Here is a 19,605-nt window from a genome sequence, read left to right as displayed (position 1 = left end):
GGGTCGAGACGCTTTCGTTATTCAGCGGCAGCGGGCTGTGCCGCCGTGGCACGGCTGGGCGCACCCACACGGTAGCGCCGGTCGCTCAACGAGACGATGCCGCCCAAGGCCATCAGCGCCGCGCCGGTCCAGATCCACGGCACCAGCGGCTCCTGGTAGATCCGCACCGTCCACGAACCCTTGCCGTCGCCCTCGCCGATCACGGCATAAAGATCGCCAAAGACATGCGATTGGATGGCGGCCTCGGTGGTGGGCATCGGCTGCACCATGTATTGGCGCCGCTCGGGGTATAGGTCGGTATAGGGCTGCCCGTCTTTCAGCACTTTGAAATGCGCCCGCTCGGCGATGTAGTTTTCGCCCCGCTCGGGGCCGACGCTTTGCAGCACATAGGTGAAATCACCGACCGTGATGCTGTCACCCTGTTTCAGCTGGCGCACTTCCTCGGCCTTCCAGGCGGAGGCCGCGGTGATGCCGATAATGGCGATGGCCAGGCCGCCATGGGCGAGGCTCATGCCATAGGCTGCGCGCGGCAGATGCACGGCGCGGCGCAGGCTCGCCAGAAGGCCGATGCGGAAGAGCTTCACGCGGTCGGCCCATTCGGTGAAGGTGGCGATGAGCAGCCAGGCACCGAGGCCAATGCCGGCCGCTGCCAGCGCTTGGCGGCCGAAATCGATCCACAGCGCCACGCCGAGCGCCGCCACGGCGATGATGCCAGCACCCCAGAGGCGCTGCAGCGCGCCTTTCAGATCGCCGCGCTTCCAGCCCAGGAGCGGCCCCAAGGCCGTGAGGGCGATGAGCGGCATGACGATGGGGATGAAGGTCGCGGTGTAATAGGGCGTGCCCACTGAAACCGACCCACCGCCGAGGATGTCGAGGATGAGCGGATAGAGTGTGCCGAGAAGCACGGTGGCGGTGGCGGTGGCGAGCAGCAGGTTGTTGAGCATGAGCGCGCCTTCGCGGCTCACGGGCGCAAAGAGCCCGCCGGCCTTCAAGGTGGGTGCGCGCCAGGCAAAGAGGGTGAGCGACCCGCCGAGTGCCAAGGCGAGGATGCCAAGGATGAAGAGGCCGCGCGCCGGGTCCTGGGCAAAAGCATGGACCGAGGTGATGACGCCGGAGCGGACCAGGAAGGTGCCCAGCAGCGAAAAGCCGAAGGTGAGGATGGCAAGGAGCAGCGTCCAGGCTTTCAAGGCATCGCGCTTTTCAACCACGATGGCCGAATGCAGCAGCGCTGTGCCCATCAGCCAGGGCATGAAGCTGGCGTTTTCGACCGGGTCCCAGAACCACCAGCCGCCCCAGCCAAGCTCGTAATAGGCCCAGCGCGCACCAAGGGCGATGCCGGCGGTGAGGCAGATCCAGGAGAGCAGCGTCCAGGGCCGCACCCAGCGCGCCCAGGCGGCATCGACCTTGCCTTCGATCAAGGCCGCCACGGCAAAGGAGAAGGCCATCGAGAAGCCGACATAGCCGACATAGAGCATCGGCGGATGGAAGGCGAGGCCGGGATCCTGCAGCAGCGGGTTGAGTTCCTGCCCCTCGATCGGCGCCGGAAAGAGGCGCGCGAAGGGGTTGGAGGTGAGCAGCGTGAAGAGGATGAAGCAGACGCCGATCATCGCCTGCACCGCGAGTGCGCGTGCTTTGAGGCGCGGTGGCAGGTTGTCGCCGAACATCGCCACCAGGGCGCCGAAGAAGGCGAGGATAACGACCCAGAGCAGCAGCGAGCCTTCATGCTGACCCCAGGCGGCCGAGATCTTGTAGATGAGCGGCGTCTGTGAATGCGAATGCTGATAGACGACGGCGACCGAAAAATCGCTCACCACGAAGGCATGGATGAGGGCTGCGAAAGAAAGCAGCAGAAAGACGAACTGGCCGATGGCGGCAGGCTTGGCGAGCGCCATCCAGGCGCGGACACCCAGTTGCGCGCCAACCAGTGGCAGTGTCGCCTGTGCAATCGCCAGCACCAGCGCGAGGACGAGGGCGTAATGGCCGATCTCGGTGATCACTGGGTTGCCCCGCTCGTTGCTGAAGAGGTGGCGGGCGGCGTTACCGCAGGCGTCGCCGGGGTCCCCGCACCTTCCTGCCAGCGGCCGGAGGCCTTCAAGGCCTTGGCGACTTCCGGTGGCAGGTAGTTCTCGTCATGCTTGGCCAGCACCTGCGTCGCCACGAAATTGCCGCTGTCGTTGAAGGCGCCCTCGACGACGACGCCCTGGCCTTCGCGGAAAAGATCGGGCAGCACGCCGCGATAGGCGATCTCGGTCGCGGCCTTGAGGTCGGTCACCTTGAAGCTGACCGTGGCACCGTCGCCAAGCTTCTTGACCGAGCCGGTCTCGACCAATCCCCCTAAGCGGATGACGCGGCCGGGTACCGGCTTTTCCGCCATGATCTCGCTGGGGCTGAAGAAGAACACGATTTCGCGGTTGAAGGCATTGAGCACCAGCGTGGCGGCGATGCCGAGCAAGGCGAGGCTGATGAGGACCAGATAGAGTCGCAGCGTCTTGCGCTTCATGATTTATCGTTCGTCTTTGCGCTGCTGATCGAGCTTGGCCAGGGCCTGGTCGACGGCGCGGCGCCGGCGCTGGCCGTCGATCCAGATGGCCGCCAGGATCACCACGGCCGCGCCATAGGCGGGCCAGACATAGGCCGCATAGCCGCCCATGGCGAGGAAGCTGCCGAAATCGCTCATTCGCCGACCCTCGGCTGCGGTGTCATGCGCTCGAAGGCGGCCAGGCGCTGGTTGCGCAAGCGCGCTTCGAGCAGCAGCGTGCGCATGCGCTCGATGACGGCTGCCAGCATGAAGAGGTGGAAGGTGCCGGCCATGATGAAAAGCGGCCACAGCATGGAAGGATCGATCGAGATGCCGCCCATGCGCACGATCGAGGCCGGCTGATGGAGCGTGTTCCACCAATCGACGGAGAATTTGATCACCGGCAGGTTGATGAGGCCGACGATGGCCAGCACCGCCGCCGAACGCTGGCCGCGGGCGCGGTCGTCGAAGGCGCCAAGGAGCGCCATGTGCCCGAGATAGAGGAAGAACAGCAGCAGGAACGAGGTCAAGCGCGCGTCCCAGACCCAATAGGTGCCCCACATCGGCTTCCCCCAGAGCGATCCGGTGATGAGGGCGATGAGGGTGAAGGCGGCGCCGACCGGCGACAGCGCCTCAGCCGCGATATCGGCCAGCGGGTGCCGCCAGATGAGGGCTGACGCCGAGGCGAGGCCCAAAGCCAGATAGGTGAAGAGCGCGATCCAGGCGGCCGGCACATGCACATACATGATGCGGACCGTCTCGCCCTGCTGGTAATCGGGCGGCGAGCCCCAGAGGGCGAGATAGAGGCCGGCCACAAAACCCACCGCCGTCAAGGCCTTAAGCCACGGCTGGATCCTGTTGGCCAAGCGCAGAAAGCGGCCGGGATTGGCGAAGCGATGCATGCGCTGGGTTATACAAGGCCGGCTGGCGCGGTGCCAGTGGCACTGTGAAGCAGGAGAGTGAGGGAAAACCCTTATACGGGGAAGGCTTACCCCCACAAACGCCAAGGGCGCCGACCTTGCGGTCGACGCCCTTGGTTTAACGCGGTAGCCGAATGACCGGAAGTCGGTCGGTCGGATCCTCGTCCGGAGCTTACTGGCCCTTGTTAAAGGTGCCATGCGGCTGGACGATGATGTCGACGCGACGATTTTCCTGGCTCTCGGTGTTGTCCGAACCATCGGCTTCGCCAACGGCCTTCACCGAGACGTCGGCCGCGAGCGGCACGCCGGCATCGCTGAGGGCGTCCATGACGGCCTTGGCACGACGCTTCGCCAGCGCCTTGTTGGCGTTGGCCGAACCGACGGTGTCGGTGTAGGCGTCGATCTGGACGTGGGCGATCGGATACTGGCTGAGGAAGTTGCCAGCGTCGGTCAGCGCAGCACCTTCGCTGTCACGGACCTTGGCGCTGCCGGTGTCGAAGTAGACCGAGGTCTTCTGCGGGCCGACATCCTGCGGGACGTGCAGCGACTCGAGATACGCAAGGCGCGCACGGATCGGGTCGAGGAAGCGGTTCAGAGCGGCTTCGGCCTTGGCGCGATGCTCGGCGGCTTCTTCCGCGAGCTTCACGCCTTCCTGGCGCAGCGGCAGGTTGGTGTAGAGATACGGCGCATCGGCATCGATGCTGGCCTTGATTTCCTCAGCGCGAGCGGCCTTATCGGCGCCAGCATTGAGGTTATAAAGCAGATCGCCGAAGTCACCTTCGTAGGTCTTGTCGACGTTCGCCTGGATGTTGGAAAGGTCCGGCTCACGATTCGGCGCGGCGCAAGCGGTCACGGCCAACAAAGCCGAACCCAGCAACGCGAATTTGAAATAACGGTTCATGGTATGAAACCCCCTGGGACGTTCACGTGAAGAGGTGCGATGACAGCGGATCGCGACCGCCCGGCATTTCAGGCGCCGGATGATTAAACATATGCCGATTCAACTTTGGGAATCCACGTTGATTCGGGGTGTTTACGCGACCTGTGTCAAAATGCCCGCAGCCTGTTGCACGGATGCCACAGCGCGGATCATTCGACTATTTCGTCGTTTCTATGACGTTTCGGTTCAGCCAAGACAGCAATCCTGTGCTTTCGATCACACGCAAGGGGTCGCGGCGTGACGGGGAAAGCGGCGGCCCTTTACCGCAGCACCTGGCGCAGCGCCGTTGCCATGGCCCAAGGCACCAAAGCGAGCAATCCCAGGTCGAGTGCCGCCAGCAATTCCAGGGCCCCCAATGCGCTTTGACCTTCCGCCGCGGCCGATACCGCCCCCATGCCGAGGATGAGAATAGGAATAAATAGCGGCAGAATGAGGAAGGCCAAAAGCACCCCGCCGCGCCTGGCCCCCAGGGTCAGCGCCGCCCCCAATGCGCCCAGAAGCGAGAGGGCGGGGGTCACCAGGACCAGGCTGAGGAGCAGAATCGGGTATTGCCCGGGGGCAAGGTTGAGAAGGAGGCCCAGCACCGGGGCTGCTGCCAGCAGCGGCAGGCCGGTCATCAGCCAATGGGTTGCGACCTTGGCCAGCGCCACCAGTTCCAACGACAAGGGCGACAAGGCGAGGCCATCGAGGCTGCCATCCTCGTAATCGGCGGTGAACAGCCGGTCGAGGGAGAGGAGCGAGGCCAAGGCCGCCATGCTCATGACGATGCCGGCGGCGATGCGGGCCAGCAATTGCGGCTCCGGCCCCAAAGCGAAGGGGAAGAGGGCGCCGGCTGCCAGGAAGAACAGCACGACCACCAGCGCATCGATGCCCTGGCGCAGCCCCAAGCCCAGATCGCGCTTCAAGAGCGCGCGGAAGGCCCTCATGCGGCACCTCCCAATTGCAGTGTCGTTACCTGGCCGACCGCCAGATCGTCATGGCTGGAGATGATGGCGATGCCGCCAGCCGCCTGGTGCCGGGCGATGAGGTCGAGGGCGAGCTTCTGGCCATGGGCATCGAGCGCTGTCGAGGGCTCATCAAGCAGCCAGATGGGCACGGGCTTCAGCAACAGGCGCGCCAAGCCAAAGCGCCGCCGCTGTCCGGCCGAGAGATGCTGCGCCGGAAAATCGGCGCAAGGCCCGAGGCCCACTTTGGCCAGGGCATTCTCGACCGGCACCGTGGCGCCGATGAGGTCGGCCCAGAACTGCAGATTCTCGCGCACCAGCAATTGCGGCTTCAAGGCATCGAGATGGCCGAGATAGGCGAGATCCGCTCGGTAGGCCGCGCGGTCTTCGGCGACGGGCCGACCCCGCCAGGTGAGCGTCCCTTCCGCCATGGGCAGGAGCCCCGCCAGCAGGCGCAGCAGGCTCGACTTGCCGCTGCCATTGGGCCCGCGCAGCATCAAGGCTTGGCCCGCGCTGAGCGTGAAATTGAGTTCACGGAACAGCAAGCGCTCCGACCGGCGGCAGGCAATGCCGCTGGCGATGAGCGTGTGATCAGGTCCCTTGCCGCTCATGATGAATAAGGCATCCGCGCTTCTCCCCCTTGCGCGCCTTTATAGCAGCTTTACGCGCCGGCGAGGGTCATGCCGTCGATGCGCAGGGTGGGAGCGTTGGTGCCGTATTTGAAGACGAGGTCGTCGGCCGGTGTCACGGCCTTGAACATGTCCTTGAGATTGCCGGCGATGGTGACTTCGGACACCGGATAGGTGATCTCGCCCTTCTCGATCCAGAAACCGGCAGCACCCCGGCTGTAGTCGCCGGTGACGCCATTGACGCCGGAGCCGATCATCTCGGTCACATAGAGGCCCTGGTCGATCTCCTTGATCATCTGCGCGCGGCTGATCTTGCCGGCCGCCATATGGACATTGCTGGGGGCCGGCGATGGCGGGCTCGATGTCCCGCGCGAGGCGTGACCGTTCGACGTCAAGCCCAACTGCCGCGCGGAGCGGCAATCGAGCAGCCACATGGTCAGGCGCCCGTTGTCGATGAGCTTCGCGGCGCTGGTGGCGAGTCCCTCGCCGTCGAAGGGGCGCGAGCGCAGGCCGCGCTGACGGTGCGGATCGTCGATGATGTCGATGCCGGGGGCGAACACATCCTTGCCCAGGAAATCCTTCAGGAACGAGGTGCCGCGGGCGATGCCGGCACCATTAATGGCGCCCACCAGATGACCGACGATGGAATTGCTGATGCGCGGATCGAGGATGATCGGCACCACGGCGGTCTTGGCCTTCCTTGGGTTGAGCCGCTTCACGGCCCGCTCGCCGGCGGCCTTGCCCAGTTTCACCGGATCATCGAGGTCGGCCAAGTAGACGGTCGAGCTGTAATCATAGTCGCGCTCCATGCCAGTGCCTTCGCCGGCCAAGACCGAGACCGACAAACCGAAATGCGAACTGGCATAGGCGCCCTGGAAGCCGTTGCTGGCGGCGATGGCGATGTCGGAGCGGCCATAGCCGGCTTCGGCACCTTCAGAATTGGTCACACCCTTGACGCTGCGCGCGGCATCTTCGGCCGCGCGGACGAGATCGGTGAGCAGGGCTTCCGAGGGTTCGGTCGCATCGCAAAGGTCGAGCTTGGGCCAGGATTTGGCAAGCTCATGGGCGCCGGCGAGGCCGCAATGGGGATCTTCCGGCACGACCTTGGCCATGGCGACGGCGCGGGTCGTGAGTTCCTCAAGTGACGCTTTGGTGAAATCGCTGGTCGAGACGATCGCCTGGCGTTTGCCGACGAAAACGCGCAAGCCCAGGTCTTGGGCTTCGGCCCGTTCCAGTTTTTCCTTGGCACCCAAGCGTTCACCCAGTGAGAGCGAGATGCTGGTGCCGATCACGGCATCGGCGGCATCGGCACCGGCCGCCTTGGCCTTGGAGAGCACGGTATCGAGAAGGGCGAGCTGGTCGGTGCTGTTCATGCTGGCTTTCGGGACTCTGGCAGGTGTCTGGAATTTGGACGGGTCACCTGAGATGGGTGCCGCCGCGCGGTTCCGCAAGCTGGGACAAAGCGTCCAAAAAAACAAGCCCAGCGCAACGCTTGCCGTGGCGGCGGTTCCCCCGGGCGGATAAATCGCCTAAACATGGTGTCAGCGCCGGTCGGTCGGGGGCTGATCGGGGCCGATAGGGTGGCCCGGTATCAAGGGCCGGCATATTGGGGTTGGGGCATGAACAGGGAATCCAGTGGCGAGGAGGGAGCGGCCGCCGGCACGCTTGCCGGGACGGCGCAGCTTTTTCCCGTGCGGCTCTCGTCCTTGATCTTCGCCTTTGCCGCAGCTCTCATCGTGCTGTTCGCCTGCGCCATGGCCTTTGTCGGCCTGCGGTCGTCCGAAGAGGCGGACCGGCAGGCGCGCAACAACGACCTGGCCTTGTTCGACAACACGCTCAACAGCCGCTTCATGCTGCTGGCCCGCGACCAGCACGCGCTGGTGTCGTGGAAGGCCTATCTCGACCAACGGTTCCCCGGCGACACGACCAGTTCGCATCTCGATGCCATGATCGAGGGGCTGTGGTACCAGTTCGGCCATGACCGCACGCTGTTGATCGCACCCGATGGCAGGCTCATGGCCTATGCCCATGAAGGGATGGTGTCGCGCGATTCCGATGCGCTGCCCGTCGATGCCGATCTGCGCCTGCTGGTGCAAAAGGCCATGGCCGGGTATCGCGCCGCGCCCGGGGCACCGGCCGGCACCTTGTTCGAAGCTGCCTTCCAGCGTATCGAGGGTACACCGGCGCTGCTCAGCGCCATGGTGCTGGCCGAGCCGGCCGATGCAAGCCAAGTCACCGCCGTGCTGGTCTCGGTCAAATTCATCGACGGCGATCTCCTTGAATATCTCAACGCGCAACTCTCCTTCAACGCGCTCAACTTCAATGCCAACCCGCCCCCCGACTTGCCGCGCCCGCACCGCTTCGTCACCACCTTGAGCGGCGAGAGCCTGGGTGCATTCCTGTGGGCGGACAACTATCCGGGGGCAGCGATCTGGTCGGTGATCTGGCCGCTGATCCTGCTCATCGGCCTGGTCATGGCGCTGGCCGCGATGCTGGTCGCGCGCAAGCTCGGCGGCATGAGCAATGTGGTCGAGCACAGCGAGCGGCGCACGCGGCACATGGCACGCCACGATTCCCTCACCGGCCTTGCCAACCGGCTGCATTTCGGCGAGGAGCTGAAAGCGGCGGTCGACCTGCTGCCGCAACCCTTCGCCGTCATCGCCTGTGACCTCGACCGCTTCAAGGCAGTGAACGATACCTTTGGCCATGCCGCCGGCGACACCGTCATCCGCACCGTGGCCGAACGCATGCGCGAAACCGTGGGCAGCGCCGGCTTGGTGAGCCGCACCGGCGGCGACGAATTCATCGTGCTGGTGCGCGCCTATGCCGATGCGCCGGCCCTCGCCGCACTGGGACACAAGCTCATTGCCGCCGTCTCCGCGCCGATCGCGCTGGAGGGCGGTCGAACGACCGATGTCGGCGTCAGCCTCGGTATCGCCCAGGCGCCGGCCTGCGGCGACAATGCCGCCAGCATCATGCGCGCGGCCGACGAAGCGCTTTATGAAGTCAAGGCGACCGGGCGCGGCCGCCTGGTCTTTGCCGGCGACCGGCTGCTGCGCCAGGGTGATTTGCAGGCGGGCGATTCACATTCAAAATCCTCATAGGAAATCCAGTATGCAGTTCTTCAGACTTCCCAGCGCGCCGCTCTTGGGCATGCTTGCAACCCTCGCCTGGACGGCCGCGGCCGTGGCTGATGTCGGTGTCGGCTCGACCGTTGGCGGTTTCGTCCATGTCAAAGGCAATGTAACCGGCGCGCTGCCCGACCAGACACCCGCGAACAAGAACGAGAAGTCGCCGGCTTTGTTCGGCGAAGTGGTGACGACGGGCAGTGCCAGCTCAGCGACGATCGGCTTCATCGACCGCTCGCATCTGCTCATCAGCCAGGATGCCAGCATCACCATCGACGCGCTGGTCTTCAACCCGAAGACCGGCATGGAGGAAGCGGTCTATACCCTGACGCAAGGGGCGGCGCGGCTTATCTCAGGCGCCATCAAGGGCGATTCCTTGCGCATCAACACGCCCACCGCCACGCTGGTCGTGCGCGGCACCAATCTGAAGCTGAAGGTCGACGCGTCCGGCAACACGCTGGTCTCGGTCAATTCCGGCATGGTCGAGGTGAACGCGTTGTCGGGTGGTGACCCGGTGCGCCTGGGTGCCGGTCAGAATGTGCGGGTGGGGCGCGATGGCACCAGCGATGTCGGCGATGGCGAGGTCGATGTGGACGAGGCGGATATCGACGACCCCTCGCTCGACGGCGAGCCTGATTTGCCGGAAGCGGATCTGGCCGAACTCGGCTTCTCGGAAGAGGATATCGCCGAAATCGACGACGCGGTTGATGACGCCGACGATGCCGATGCCGACGCCGATGCGGACGCGGATGCCGATGCCGACGCGGATGCCGATAGTGACGGCGGCGACAGTGATGGTGGCGGGGATGGTGGCGGGGATGGTGGCGGGGATGGTGGCGGCGATGGCGGTGGGGGCGACTGACCGTTCGGCCGCAAGCAGGTCAATGGCACCGCCGAGCCGGACAAGATGGCGCAGCGCATGCCGATGGATTGAGTTCGTCGTTCCTGGCAGTGGATGCCCGGGTCAAGCCCGGGCATGACGAAAACAGTGCTGGCGATAAAAAAATCCATCATCCCCGGGGCGACGTCCCCGGGGATTCACGCTTGCCGACGATCTGCTTACGCCAGCTTGCCCTCGAGCGCTTTCTTGATCAGCTCAATTGAGTTCTTGCGGCCGTAGAGGGCGAAGAAGGAACCCATGCGCGGGCCGGTTTCCTGGCCGAGCAGCGTTTCATAAAGCGCCTTGAACCAGGCACGGAGTTCCGGGAACGGGTGCTTCTTGCCGACCTCAAAGACGATGTTCTGCAATTCGGCGGCGTCGGCCGTCTCGGGCGCTGCTTCAAGTGCTGCGAGAAGTTCGGCAAGGGCCGCGCGTTCCATCTCGTCCGGCGCCTTGTACTTTTTGCTGGGCTTCACATGGTCGCGGTAATAGTTGATGGCATAGCCCACCAGCTTGTCGAGGAAGGGCGCCGTCGTGGGCGTCGCGTCCGGCTGGTACTTGCTGATGAAGCCCCACAGCGTGTCCTTGGTCTCGGCATTGGCGACCGAGGCGAGGTTGAGGAGAATGCCATAGGTGAGGGCGGAGGCAGCCTTGGGCGGCTGGCCGTTATGGATATGCCAGGCGGGATTTTCGAGCTTCTGCGCCGGGGCTTCGCCGTCGAACTTCTCGACGAAGGTCAGATAGTCGTCGACCGCGCGCGGGATGACGTCGAAATAGAGGCGCTTGGCGGCACGCGGCTTCTGGTACATGAACAAGGCGAGGCTCTCTGGCGGCGCATATTCCAGCCATTCTTCGACCGAGAGGCCATTGCCCTTCGACTTCGAGATCTTCTGGCCCTTGTCATCGAGGAACAGCTCGTAATTGAAGCCGTCCGGCGGCGGTGAGCCGAGGATCTCGCAGATCTTGTTGCCGAGCTGGACCGAGGGGATGAGGTCCTTGCCGGACATTTCATAATCGACGCCCAAGACATGCCAGCGCATCGCCCAATCGGGCTTCCATTGCAGCTTGCAGTGACCGCCGGTCACCGGCGTTTCGACCTTCGAGCCGTCCTCGTCCTGATAGACGATGGTGCCGGCGGCGACGTTGGTCTCCAGCACAGGCACCTGCAGCACGCGCCCCGTTTTGCGGCAGACGGGCAGGAAGGGCGAGTAGCTGGCGGCGCGCTCCTCGCGCAAAGACGGCAGCATCACGTCCATGATCGCCTGGTAGTGCTTCAGCACATCGAGGAGGCCCTGGTCGAAGACGCCCGCCTGGTAGAGCTCGGTCGAGGATTTGAATTCGTATTCGAAGCCGAAGCCGTCGAGGAAGCCCCTCAGCATGGCGTTGTTGTGATGGCCGAAGCTCTCATGCGTGCCGAAGGGATCGGGCACCTTGGTCAGCGGCATGCCGATGAACTTCTGCAGCATCTCCTGATTGGGCACATTGGTCGGCACTTTCCGCAGGCCGTCCATGTCGTCGGAGAAGGCGAAGAGGCGCGTCGGGATGTCCGAGAGGCGCTGGAATGCCTGGCGCACCATGGTGCAGCGCACGACCTCGCCGAAGGTGCCAATATGCGGCAGGCCCGAGGGGCCATAGCCGGTCTCGAACAGCACATAGCCTTTTTTCGGCGCACCGGCCTTGTAGCGGTCGACCAGCTTCCTGGCCTCCTCGAACGGCCAGGCACGCGCGGCTTGGGCATAGGTGCGATCGTCGGTCATTTGGTCTCTCTAGGCGTCAAAAATGGCAAAAAGCCGCCGGAGACTAGGGACTAAGAAGACCTCCCGCAAGCGCGAAAGGCCGAAAACGTGAAAGCTGGGCGCATGGAAGCCATGCGCCGGGAAATGGGTGGTTAACGTGGCGGTAGCGCGATGGTGGCCACCAGCGGCAGGTGGATCGAACCGACATAGGGGCCGCTCGCCAGCGAGACGATCTGCAGGCCGCCGCTGACCCGCACCTGGTCGATGGCCAGCTTCAAGGGCGAGCCGGCCGGAAAGGTCCCGGTCCATTGCGCGTTATCGGCCCCCATGGCGGCGGACAGGGTGTCGAGGATCTTCGACCAGGGGAGCGCGTTGAAATCGCCGGCAAGGATGATGGGGCGCGGAATTTTCTGCAATTGCCCGGCCAGGCGCTCGACCTGCGCCACCTGCCGCCCGAAGCCGGAGAGCGGATAGGGCCGCGTGAAATGCACCATGGCGAGGGTGAGCTCGGTATCGGCGAGGCGCACATCGGCCACGAGGGCGTAAGATCCCACCCGGGCCTCCCGCACGCGGACGCTGTCGATGTCGGTGGCGCCGGCCTTGATGAAGAGGCCCATGCCATCATTGGTCTTCAACAGCCACGGGCGGTAGAGCTGTGTGAGCTGCGGCAGGGCTTCGGCCAGCTGCGGCACCGCCAGGGGATCGGCATGGATGACCCGCTGCACGCCCAGCGCCGTGTCGGTCTCGTCGCTGAAATCGGGAATGAAGAGCAGGTCCGGCTGCTCCTTGAGCGCGTAATCGAGGGCTTCGGGATCGGAGCTCGGCAGCACGATGAGCTTGACCTGCTTCATGTCCTGCGGGACCGGCAGGCCGCCGGTGCCCGCCCAGGGGCCGATGAGGCAGAGGACCAGCAGCAGGCTAAGACCACCCGTGCGCCATTGCCGTTGCCAGAACTGGAAAACGGCGACGGCCAGGCTCGCGAGGATCACGGGCAGGCGCAGGCTGTCGAGAAGGGCCAAATGCAGGAAGAAGGGTGCCAGCAGCACGCCCAGGGCCAGGACCAGCCACAGGATGAGGAGGGGGCGACCCAGCCGCATTCCGAGACGCATTCAGGGCAAGCTCAACGCAATGACCGCCTCGACCGGCCGGTGGTCGGAACCGACATCGGGGCCGGCTGCGAGGGTGAGGATCTGCGGGTTCCCCCGCGTCATGACATGATCGATGGGCAGGCGTATGAAAGCGGGCGCCCAAGACGGCCAGGAGGGGACGAGGTCGCCCTTGTTGTCGAGCCCCGTCGCCCGGCGCAGATATTGCTGGGTACGGCTCCAGGGCGCCATGTTGAAATCCCCCATCAGGACCAGATTGCTGCTCAAGCGGTCGAGGGCGCCGGTGAGTGTCAGCGCCTGTTCGGTTTGTAGCAGCCGGGGCAGGCCCTTGGGTAGGGAGTGGCGTTGCGGATTGAGCGAGGGTTCGGCGGGTGGGCGGATTTTCTTGAAAGGCCAGGCGAGATGCGTGACGGCGATGGTGAGCGGCGGGCCTTGCGGCATCGGCCTGATCTCGCCCCAGACCAGCACCGGCAGTTCGCCATTGATGCGCCCCTTGCCCGAAGCGGTGAAGGGATATTTGGAGAGCAGCAATTCCTGGCAGATGCGCGCGACCGAGACGCATTCCAGGCGATAGGGATAGAGATCGTTGAGGGCCGCAAGCTCCGGCAGCATGCGGTCGCGCACCTCGACCAATCCCACCACGTCGGCGTCTGTGTCACGCAGGTAATCGATGACCGCAGGCAGGTTCTGGTTGTGATACCAGACATTGAGCGAGACCAGCTTCAAGCGCTTCTCGGCGGCCATCGGCGTCACCAGCACCGTGTCGCTCGGCCAATAGGGATGGATGGTCCAAAGCTGGATGAAGGCGATGCCGCCGATGACGCTGAGCCAGCGCCAGCGGCGCAAGGCGAGAGCCAGGGCGCCGAGCATCACCGCCGCCAGCAGGATCTGCAGGGCGAAATGCTCGGCCACATCCGCGAGCGGCCAATAGGGATGGACGAGTGGCAGGAAGGTCGCGAACAACAAAGCGAGAGACCCGGCGACCAGACCGGCATGCAGGCCTTTCAGGAAGGCGCTGCGTTGGCGTCGATCGCTTGGCGCGGCCTGGCCATCCAGGGCCGGCAGTTCCGTCACATAGTCTTCGGGCAAGGTCACCTCGGGCGCCGGATTCCCCGGCTCTCATCAGGATATCACATCATGGCCCCAGGGTTATGCCGGGGCGCGATGGCGAGATTGTGGCAGGGGGCGTGCAATCCCGGGGCAAATCATGGCATGCTGACGCGGGCGAACAGGGGCAGTAACGGATTTCCGCATGCGGTTCGGGGCGATCATAGTCGGTGCGGCGATGGCGGCAGGCACCGCCGGGGCGCAGGCGGCCGAGATCGATGACCAGGTGATCCTCGGCGCGTTGGTGGCGGAATTCCACATCAGCGTCGCCGCCTCGCTGTTGCCCGAAGCGCCGGCGCCGACCGATGTCTTTCCGGACGAGGCGATTATCGGCGCCGCCCAGCTCATCGCCCTGACCGGGATCGCGGAGAAGCCGCAAAATGCAAGCGAGGCGGATTTGGGCAAGGCGCTCGATGCGTTCCTGGCCTTCGCCGCGACTTTGGACAAGAAGGATGCGCCACTGTCGCCCAAGCTCGCACGGCTGCTCGCCTGCCAGTTGATCGGGCAGGATGCCAATGCCCATGCAGCCCTGGGTGCCGCGCTGAAGATCGACGCCAACGCCGCCAAGGCCTGTGCCGATGACGCCGCGAAGGCCGCCGCGCAATGGAACGGGCGGCTCTCACCCTATCGGCGCGGTCCCGGCCTGACGCCGCCCGAAGGTGCCGGTCCGCTTTATGTCGAGATCGCGCCGGTGATCGATGAAGCCAATGAGGCGATCGCCACAAGCCTGCGCCGGAACGGCCTCTATGACAGCCTCGCCGAACGGCTGAATGCCGAACTGGCGCTGCCCTATGGCCGCATGCTGCTGGTCACCGAATGCGGCGGGCCCAATGCCTTCTTCAATCCCGACCGGCGCGAGATCGTGCTGTGCGACGAACGCATCGCCGCCTGGATCGCGGCGCAAGGGAAGGGGACGTAACCCCCCGTCGCCTGCCTGTTCTCAGGCCCGTTTCGCCAAATATTCGTCGCAGAGTTCAACGAGGCGCTCGCGGCCGAAGCTGGGGTCGTGGCCGGCATGGACCACGCGCACCGGCAACTCGCGGAGGCGCTTCATCGTCTTTACATAGGTCGGGATGTCGGCGCCGTCGATCTCGTCGAGCAACGGGCCGTCATAAAGGGCATCGCCGGAAAAGAGCGTACCGCTCGAGGCGTCCCACAGGCCCAGGGAGCCCGGCGAATGACCGGGCAGGTGCAAGACCTCAAAGCGGCGGTTGCCGATATCGACCCTGTCGCCTTCCTCGACGATCTCCGTGACCGGCGAAGGCTTTATCTGGTAGCTCCGCAAATCATAGTCGGCATGCGGCAGGGCCGTGATGAGATCGCCGTCGATGGCATAGCCGGCGACGCGGATCTTGATCACTTCGTCCTGGCTGAAATCCGAATAGAGCAGCGTGCCTTTTTCGCTGGGTGAGGCCAGGTTCTGCGCCTCGTCTTTATGCACCAGGCAGTGCTCGAACTCGCAATGCCCGCCGATGTGATCGGCATGGGTATGGGTGGCGACCGCCGTCACGGGCTTTTCCAGCAGGTGTTTCGCTGCCTCCTTGAGGCTGGCAATACCCATGCCGGTATCGATCATCAGATCGCGGGTCGAGCCGCGCACATGCCAGATATTGCAGCGCATGAGCGGGATGACGTGCGGTTCCCACAGCAGGGTGATGTCGTCATCGATCTTCTTGATCTCGAACCAGCGGTCGGCGATTGGCAGCATGGGTCAGAACCCCTTGAAAGTCGGTGCGCGCTTGCCCAGGAAAGCGCTGAGGCCCTCCTGGAAGTCCTCGGTATCGGCCGCTTGCGATTGCAACTCGGCTTCCAGCGCCAATTGCTGTTCCAGGCTGTGATGGCCCCCGGCATGGAACGCTTTCTTCATCAGCGCGATGGCCTTGGTCGGTGCCGTTGCCAACCGCGCCGCCAGGGCGTCGACGTCCTTCCCAAAATCGGCATCGGGAACCGCGCGCCAGATGAGGCCGAGGTCCGCCGCCTGTCTGGCGCTGAGCTTTTCGCCCAGAATTGCGAGGGCGAGCGCCCGGCCCGGCCCCAGCAAGCGTTGCAGCGTATAGGTGGCGCCGGCATCGGGGATGAGGCCGATGCGCGCGAAGGCGAGATCAAAGGTGGCACTTTCCGCGGCCAGCGTGATGTCGGCCGAAAGCGCCAACGACATGCCGGCACCGGCGGCGATGCCGTTGACAGCCGCGATCACGGGCAAATCCAGGCTGCGCAGCTGCCGTATGACGGGATTGTAGTATCGCTCGACCGTGTCGCGCACGACGCGGCCGTCTTCGACAGCGCCCTTGTCACCCAGATCCTGGCCGGCGCAGAAACCGCGGCCCGATCCGGTGAGGACCAGCACGCGCGCCTCGTCATCGGCGGCAAGATCGGCAAGGGCGTCCGAGAGCGCGCCGAGCAGGCTGCGGGTCAGCGCATTGAGGCGTTGCGGGCGGTTGAGGGTGATGCGGCGGATGGCGCCTTCCTTGGCGACGAGGATTTCGGCTTCACTCATGTTGCTTTCACGGCATCTATGATGTTGCGGGCAATTGGTCGCAGTGGGCGGGGTCGTAAGGTCGCCGATGATGCCATATCGCGCCGCCCGTGCGATAGTTCCCGCGGAAAGGCACACAGGAGTTCAGGATAATGCGCAAATTTCTGGCGGCGGCGGGATTTCACGGCGCCATCGCGGTCGGCTTCGGCGCCTTTGCGGCGCATGGCGCGCAAGCGGTGCTGCCGCCGCAAGCCGTCGATTGGCTGAAGACCGGCGCTTCCTACCAATTGTGGCACGCCTTGGCATTGCTGGGGATTGCCGCCTGCCTCGACGCCGCCTCGCCAAAACTTCCTGTGCGTCTTGTCACAATCTCCGGCCTCGCCTTCTTCCTGGGCGCGCTGCTATTTTCTGGTAGTCTTTATGTACTTGCGCTCTCGCCCCTGGACGGAGGGGATGGAGCATCCTGGTTGGTCTATCTCACGCCGCTCGGCGGTGCCTTGCTGATTCTGGGCTGGGCGCTGCTGTTCCTGGCGGGATTGAAGAAAGGGTCCGTCTGATGTTTCGTTTCACGCTCGCTGCGGCGGCGCTGCTCCTTGCTTTCGGTTTGCCGGCCCTAAGTTCATCGGCGGCGGCACAGGATGCGCAGCCGAGCTTCGATTGCGCCAAGGCGGCGGCGCCGATCGAGCATGCCATCTGCGGCGACGCGGCGCTGGCCAAGCTCGATGCCGATCTTGCCATTCGTTACACGGAAGAACTGGCAAAGGCCGCCGACCCTGATGCCTTGCGCAGCGAACAGCGCGCCTGGGCGGGGGAGCGTGCCAATGCCTGCGGCATCCTGCCGGGCGCCGACGACGATGTGCCGGATTTCAGCGCCGACCAGATCGGCTGCCTGAAGGATATCTACGCCACGCGCCTTACCGCGCTCACGGCCGCAGCACCGGTGCCGCAGGAAGCGCCCGATGCCGCGCAATTGCTGAACGGATTGTGGCAATTGGCCGAGATGGTCGATGCGGCTGATCCAGCGTTGAAGGATGTGGCTCAGCAGGGCCGCCTCATCCGCCTCGACCGGCATGGCCTCACCAGCCTGGGTGGGCAGGGCTGCGCCGGGCCAACTCTGGAGCCGATGGCCCAAGCCCGCGCCCGGCCGCTCGATGCCGATGAGCAGGCGTTGATTGCCCAGGTTGACAAGGCGGGGGCCGACAAGGCCGGCGCCATGGCCCAGGGCAAGGACGGCATCGCCGGCTTCTGCCTCGGCCGCTTGTTTGCGCTCTATGTGCCGGCAGCGGACGGCACGCTGCTGGTGGCCGATGCCAGTGCTGTCTATCGCCTGCAGCGACTGAAATGACGGGTCGATGAAATGACAACCGGGCTTTATACGCACCAGGCCTGCCTTGCCCATGATACCGGGCACGGTCACCCTGAGCGTATCCAGCGCCTGGTTTCCATCCTGCGCCTGCTCGACGATCCGATCTATGCAGCGCTCGAGCGGCGCGAGGCGCCGCCGGCGACACGCGAGCAGCTGATGCGCGTGCACGCCGAGAATTATATCGACGCGGTCTTCGCCGCCATTCCGTCGCGGGGCTTTGGCGAGCTTGATGGCGACACGGTGCTGTCGCCCGGTTCCGGCGAAGCCGCCTTGCGCGCGGCCGGCGCCATGACGGCAGCCGTAGGCGCCGTGATGAAGGGCGAATTGAAGAACGCCTTCTGCGCCGTGCGCCCGCCGGGGCATCATGCCGAGCGCGACATCGCCATGGGTTTCTGCATCTTCAACAATGTGGCGGTGGGTGCCGCGGAAGCCATCGCGGCGCATGGGGTGCAACGCGTGGCGATCTTCGATTTCGATGTTCATCACGGCAACGGCACGCAGCATATCTTCGCCGCCGATCCGCGCGTGCTCTATGCCTCGACCCATCAGAGCCCGCTTTATCCAGGGACGGGGGCGAAAACGGAAAAGGGTGTCGGCAAGATCGTCAACGCGCCGCTCGCCCCTTACGCCGGCTCGGCAGAATTCCGCGATGCCTGCGAGAACGTGATCCTGCCGGCGATCGCCCAATTCCGTCCCGAATTGCTGCTGATCTCGGCCGGCTTCGATGCCCACCGCGCCGACCCTTTGGCCAGCCTCGAATTCGAGACCGAGGATTTCGCCTGGATCACCGACGAACTGGTGAAGCTCGCCGCCGAACATTGCGGCGGGAAAATCGTCTCGACCTTGGAAGGCGGCTATGACCTCAACGCGCTCGCCGAATCAGCGACGGCGCATATCTATGCGCTGCAAAGGGCGTAGGCTGATTCCCAACTAATCTCCTCCCACCTTCAGGGGGGAGGTTGGGAGGGGGGCGGCGCAGTCTCGGTGTGGGACAATCATTGCTTCCGGCCCCCACCCTAGCCCTCCCCCTAAAGGTGGAGGGAAATGATAGCGAGGATTAGGCCTTCAGCGCTTCCGATGCGAGCTGGTGGCGGCGGCGTTCCATGCGCTTCTCGCGCATGTGCCGATAGGCGGTGACCACTTTGAGGCTCCAGCGATAGCCGAGCCAGCCGCACAAGGCGCCCCAGGGAATGAAGCCCACCCACATGGCGACCGCCCAGTCGAGGAAGAGCAGCCGGGTGATCATCTTGACCTGGTCCCAGAGGCCGAGGTCCTCATTCACCAGATCGCGCGAGAGGGAGACGAAACGGTCGAAGCCGGAAAGATCGTCCCAATGCCCCATCATCACCTGGCCGGTGACATAGAAGCCGTAGAACATCGGCGCAGTGGTGAGCGGGTTGCTGATGAAGGTCCAGAGTGCCGCCACGACGACATTGAAGCCCCAGTTGAAGCGCCGCGCCACCAGCCAGACCGCGAGCACGACGGTCGATTGCCCGATGATCGGCATCAGGCCGCAGACCACGCCGACCAGCACGGCCCGCGCCGAATATTCGGCCGGGTGCTTGGCGCGCAGCATCGGGGTGATGAGGCGATAGCGGATGTAACGGCTGGAGCGCCGCAGGAAACCCGCTGGCTTGGGTCGCATCGGCTGGCGCATGGGGGCTGGATCGTGACGCGCAGAGTTCATTTCGTTTTTGTCTTACATCCCTGTTGCCGACATTTGGCTAGATCGGCCTTCAAATTGCAACGCCTGCAGGTTCGGCCCCGACCAAGGTCTGGGGTGGCGATTCGCCGGGCTGCTTTTGCCAAGTATCTGAAACATCACACTTCCCGCCTATTGTCCGAGGGCGAACCC

At 64.7% G+C, this 19,605-nt stretch carries 20 protein-coding genes; 6 read left to right on the top strand and 14 right to left on the bottom strand.

The window, feature by feature from the left end; all coding sequences use genetic code 11:
* Positions 1–17: 17 nt before the first annotated feature.
* From SMD31_RS06435 to SMD31_RS06400, 8 genes are all read right to left on the bottom strand, one after another.
* Positions 18–1,997, bottom strand: a complete 1,980-nt coding sequence (locus SMD31_RS06435) for a heme lyase CcmF/NrfE family subunit (protein WP_320499983.1) — start codon at positions 1,995–1,997, stop codon at positions 18–20.
* Positions 1,994–2,500, bottom strand: coding sequence for a cytochrome c maturation protein CcmE (gene ccmE, locus SMD31_RS06430; protein WP_320499982.1), 507 nt, complete (start codon positions 2,498–2,500; stop codon positions 1,994–1,996). Before ccmE ends, SMD31_RS06435 begins: the two co-directional genes overlap by 4 nt.
* A gap of 3 nt (positions 2,501–2,503) precedes the next feature.
* The gene (ccmD, locus tag SMD31_RS06425; RefSeq protein WP_320499981.1) at positions 2,504–2,677 is read right to left on the bottom strand and encodes a heme exporter protein CcmD; all 174 of its coding nucleotides are present in this window, start codon (positions 2,675–2,677) and stop codon (positions 2,504–2,506) included.
* Positions 2,674–3,420, bottom strand: coding sequence for a heme ABC transporter permease (locus SMD31_RS06420; protein ID WP_320499980.1), 747 nt, complete (start codon positions 3,418–3,420; stop codon positions 2,674–2,676). Before SMD31_RS06420 ends, ccmD begins: the two co-directional genes overlap by 4 nt.
* Before the next feature lie 190 nt (positions 3,421–3,610).
* Positions 3,611–4,339: an OmpA family protein gene (locus tag SMD31_RS06415; protein ID WP_320499979.1), complete on the bottom strand. Its 729-nt coding sequence runs from the start codon at positions 4,337–4,339 to the stop codon at positions 3,611–3,613.
* A 299-nt stretch (positions 4,340–4,638) separates the two neighbouring features.
* On the bottom strand, positions 4,639–5,304 hold the full coding sequence (gene ccmB, locus SMD31_RS06410; protein ID WP_320499978.1) for a heme exporter protein CcmB: 666 nt from the start codon (positions 5,302–5,304) through the stop codon (positions 4,639–4,641).
* Complete coding sequence (ccmA, locus tag SMD31_RS06405) at positions 5,301–5,933, bottom strand: heme ABC exporter ATP-binding protein CcmA (RefSeq protein WP_320499977.1); 633 nt, start codon at positions 5,931–5,933, stop codon at positions 5,301–5,303. Before ccmA ends, ccmB begins: the two co-directional genes overlap by 4 nt.
* Before the next feature lie 50 nt (positions 5,934–5,983).
* The gene (locus SMD31_RS06400; protein WP_320499976.1) at positions 5,984–7,324 is read right to left on the bottom strand and encodes a TldD/PmbA family protein; all 1,341 of its coding nucleotides are present in this window, start codon (positions 7,322–7,324) and stop codon (positions 5,984–5,986) included.
* A gap of 246 nt (positions 7,325–7,570) precedes the next feature.
* Here SMD31_RS06400 and SMD31_RS06395 point away from each other — a divergent pair, with 246 nt between their 5' ends.
* Both SMD31_RS06395 and SMD31_RS06390 read left to right on the top strand, forming a co-directional pair.
* On the top strand, positions 7,571–9,055 hold the full coding sequence (locus SMD31_RS06395) for a diguanylate cyclase domain-containing protein (protein WP_320499975.1): 1,485 nt from the start codon (positions 7,571–7,573) through the stop codon (positions 9,053–9,055).
* 10 nt (positions 9,056–9,065) lie between these two features.
* A complete protein-coding gene (locus SMD31_RS06390; protein WP_320499974.1) occupies positions 9,066–9,941 on the top strand; it encodes a FecR family protein in 876 nt (291 codons plus the stop codon).
* Positions 9,942–10,138: 197 nt separating this feature from the next.
* On the opposite strand, the gene SMD31_RS06385 is transcribed toward SMD31_RS06390, so the two are convergent.
* From SMD31_RS06385 to SMD31_RS06375, 3 genes are all read right to left on the bottom strand, one after another.
* Positions 10,139–11,716 (bottom strand): lysine--tRNA ligase, encoded by a 1,578-nt coding sequence (locus SMD31_RS06385; protein ID WP_320499973.1) that lies wholly within the window; start codon positions 11,714–11,716, stop codon positions 10,139–10,141.
* Positions 11,717–11,847: 131 nt separating this feature from the next.
* A complete protein-coding gene (locus SMD31_RS06380) occupies positions 11,848–12,792 on the bottom strand; it encodes an endonuclease/exonuclease/phosphatase family protein (protein ID WP_320499972.1) in 945 nt (314 codons plus the stop codon).
* Between the two features lie 12 nt (positions 12,793–12,804).
* The gene (locus SMD31_RS06375) at positions 12,805–13,896 is read right to left on the bottom strand and encodes an endonuclease/exonuclease/phosphatase family protein (protein ID WP_320499971.1); all 1,092 of its coding nucleotides are present in this window, start codon (positions 13,894–13,896) and stop codon (positions 12,805–12,807) included.
* 157 nt (positions 13,897–14,053) lie between these two features.
* On the opposite strand from SMD31_RS06375, the gene SMD31_RS06370 reads away from it, so the two are divergent.
* On the top strand, positions 14,054–14,827 hold the full coding sequence (locus SMD31_RS06370) for a DUF4344 domain-containing metallopeptidase (RefSeq protein WP_320499970.1): 774 nt from the start codon (positions 14,054–14,056) through the stop codon (positions 14,825–14,827).
* Between the two features lie 21 nt (positions 14,828–14,848).
* Here SMD31_RS06370 and SMD31_RS06365 read toward each other — a convergent pair whose 3' ends face one another.
* On the bottom strand, positions 14,849–15,616 hold the full coding sequence (locus SMD31_RS06365) for an MBL fold metallo-hydrolase (RefSeq protein ID WP_320499969.1): 768 nt from the start codon (positions 15,614–15,616) through the stop codon (positions 14,849–14,851).
* Between the two features lie 3 nt (positions 15,617–15,619).
* Positions 15,620–16,405 carry an enoyl-CoA hydratase-related protein gene (locus SMD31_RS06360; RefSeq protein ID WP_320499968.1) on the bottom strand — a complete coding sequence of 262 codons (786 nt, stop codon included), beginning with the start codon at positions 16,403–16,405 and terminating at the stop codon, positions 15,620–15,622.
* Between the two features lie 131 nt (positions 16,406–16,536).
* On the opposite strand from SMD31_RS06360, the gene SMD31_RS06355 reads away from it, so the two are divergent.
* The 3 genes from SMD31_RS06355 to SMD31_RS06345 are packed head-to-tail and all read left to right on the top strand — an operon-like array spanning position 16,537 to position 18,668.
* The gene (locus tag SMD31_RS06355) at positions 16,537–16,941 is read left to right on the top strand and encodes a DUF423 domain-containing protein (RefSeq protein WP_320499967.1); all 405 of its coding nucleotides are present in this window, start codon (positions 16,537–16,539) and stop codon (positions 16,939–16,941) included.
* Complete coding sequence (locus SMD31_RS06350) at positions 16,941–17,729, top strand: lysozyme inhibitor LprI family protein (RefSeq protein ID WP_320499966.1); 789 nt, start codon at positions 16,941–16,943, stop codon at positions 17,727–17,729. Before SMD31_RS06355 ends, SMD31_RS06350 begins: the two co-directional genes overlap by 1 nt.
* Before the next feature lie 12 nt (positions 17,730–17,741).
* Positions 17,742–18,668 (top strand): histone deacetylase family protein, encoded by a 927-nt coding sequence (locus SMD31_RS06345; protein WP_320499965.1) that lies wholly within the window; start codon positions 17,742–17,744, stop codon positions 18,666–18,668.
* Between the two features lie 139 nt (positions 18,669–18,807).
* Here SMD31_RS06345 and SMD31_RS06340 read toward each other — a convergent pair whose 3' ends face one another.
* Positions 18,808–19,437 (bottom strand): DUF2062 domain-containing protein, encoded by a 630-nt coding sequence (locus SMD31_RS06340; RefSeq protein WP_320499964.1) that lies wholly within the window; start codon positions 19,435–19,437, stop codon positions 18,808–18,810.
* Between the last annotated feature and the right edge of the window lie 168 nt (positions 19,438–19,605).

The organism is Dongia rigui (assembly GCF_034044635.1).
Lineage (GTDB): Bacteria > Pseudomonadota > Alphaproteobacteria > Dongiales > Dongiaceae > Dongia > Dongia rigui.
The sequence above is the reverse complement of the archived record's forward strand: the minus strand, read 5'-3'. Positions and strand labels throughout refer to the sequence as shown.

Coding starts and splice junctions, on each gene's coding strand:
- ccmE (WP_320499982.1), bottom strand. CDS start 2,500: ATGAAGCGCAAGACGCTGCGACTCTATCTGGTCCTCATCAGCCTCGCC.
- ccmD (WP_320499981.1), bottom strand. CDS start 2,677: ATGAGCGATTTCGGCAGCTTCCTCGCCATGGGCGGCTATGCGGCCTAT.
- SMD31_RS06420 (WP_320499980.1), bottom strand. CDS start 3,420: ATGCATCGCTTCGCCAATCCCGGCCGCTTTCTGCGCTTGGCCAACAGG.
- SMD31_RS06415 (WP_320499979.1), bottom strand. CDS start 4,339: ATGAACCGTTATTTCAAATTCGCGTTGCTGGGTTCGGCTTTGTTGGCC.
- ccmB (WP_320499978.1), bottom strand. CDS start 5,304: ATGAGGGCCTTCCGCGCGCTCTTGAAGCGCGATCTGGGCTTGGGGCTG.
- ccmA (WP_320499977.1), bottom strand. CDS start 5,933: ATGAGCGGCAAGGGACCTGATCACACGCTCATCGCCAGCGGCATTGCC.
- SMD31_RS06400 (WP_320499976.1), bottom strand. CDS start 7,324: ATGAACAGCACCGACCAGCTCGCCCTTCTCGATACCGTGCTCTCCAAG.
- SMD31_RS06395 (WP_320499975.1), top strand. CDS start 7,571: ATGAACAGGGAATCCAGTGGCGAGGAGGGAGCGGCCGCCGGCACGCTT.
- SMD31_RS06390 (WP_320499974.1), top strand. CDS start 9,066: ATGCAGTTCTTCAGACTTCCCAGCGCGCCGCTCTTGGGCATGCTTGCA.
- SMD31_RS06385 (WP_320499973.1), bottom strand. CDS start 11,716: ATGACCGACGATCGCACCTATGCCCAAGCCGCGCGTGCCTGGCCGTTC.
- SMD31_RS06380 (WP_320499972.1), bottom strand. CDS start 12,792: ATGCGGCTGGGTCGCCCCCTCCTCATCCTGTGGCTGGTCCTGGCCCTG.
- SMD31_RS06370 (WP_320499970.1), top strand. CDS start 14,054: ATGCGGTTCGGGGCGATCATAGTCGGTGCGGCGATGGCGGCAGGCACC.
- SMD31_RS06365 (WP_320499969.1), bottom strand. CDS start 15,616: ATGCTGCCAATCGCCGACCGCTGGTTCGAGATCAAGAAGATCGATGAC.
- SMD31_RS06360 (WP_320499968.1), bottom strand. CDS start 16,405: ATGAGTGAAGCCGAAATCCTCGTCGCCAAGGAAGGCGCCATCCGCCGC.
- SMD31_RS06355 (WP_320499967.1), top strand. CDS start 16,537: ATGCGCAAATTTCTGGCGGCGGCGGGATTTCACGGCGCCATCGCGGTC.
- SMD31_RS06350 (WP_320499966.1), top strand. CDS start 16,941: ATGTTTCGTTTCACGCTCGCTGCGGCGGCGCTGCTCCTTGCTTTCGGT.
- SMD31_RS06345 (WP_320499965.1), top strand. CDS start 17,742: ATGACAACCGGGCTTTATACGCACCAGGCCTGCCTTGCCCATGATACC.
- SMD31_RS06340 (WP_320499964.1), bottom strand. CDS start 19,437: ATGAACTCTGCGCGTCACGATCCAGCCCCCATGCGCCAGCCGATGCGA.